Source organism: Streptomyces tricolor, assembly GCF_002155905.1.
GTDB lineage: Bacteria > Actinomycetota > Actinomycetes > Streptomycetales > Streptomycetaceae > Streptomyces > Streptomyces tricolor.
This window is the reverse complement of record NZ_MUMF01001018.1, coordinates 1-679: the sequence shown is the minus strand read 5'-3', so window position 1 is coordinate 679 and position 679 is coordinate 1. Positions and strand designations below refer to the sequence as shown.

Here is a 679-nt window from a genome sequence, read left to right as displayed (position 1 = left end):
GCGGGCCATCTCCGCGAAGCACTCGGCGCCGTACGCGCACTTCGACGCGCCCAGGCACTCGCGTGACGACACCGACACCTGCGACCAGGCGCGGTCCGAGACGCCCGGGGTGAGATCGTCGCGGTCGCCGCTCTCCGTCTCGTCCGCCCAGTCCCGCAGCCTCAGGAGGTCCTGGCCCAGCTTGCTGGTGGGCGCGGCGGCCTCGAACTGGTCGAACAGCCCCTCCTCCTCGTCCTGCGGCATGCCCTCGTGCAGGCGGTGCAGGCACAGGTAGTTCGACCGGCCCTTGAGCATCGCGAACTCCGGGCGGCGGCGCAGCAGTGGGTGCAGGGCGTCGACCGTGCGCGGCAGGTCCCGCTCCACCAGCTGACGCTGCAGGGCGAGCGTGGCCGTCGCGACGACCACCCGTTCTCCGTGCGCGAGCGCGGGCACGAGATAGCCGAGCGACTTTCCGGTGCCGGTGCCGGCCTGGACCAGCAGGTGGGATCCGTCGTCGATCGCCTCGGCGACCGCTTCGGCCATGGTCACCTGGCCGGGGCGCTCCGTGCCGCCGACGGCTGAGACAGCGGCGTGCAGGAGATCGGAGAGTGAGGGCTTCGTCATAGCCTGACCACCCTACGGCCCTGCACTGACAAACGGGTGGTCACCGGGGAGGCGGGGGGTGGAATCACGGCCGGGC

Annotated in this window: 1 protein-coding gene; it reads right to left on the bottom strand. The window is 72.0% G+C overall.

What is annotated here, in order from left to right:
• Window positions 1-603, bottom strand: a 603-nt coding sequence (locus tag CCN44_RS42445) for an ATP-dependent DNA helicase (protein WP_331478635.1), incomplete at its 3' end; no start/stop codon positions are given.
• Window positions 604-679: the final 76 nt, after the last annotated feature.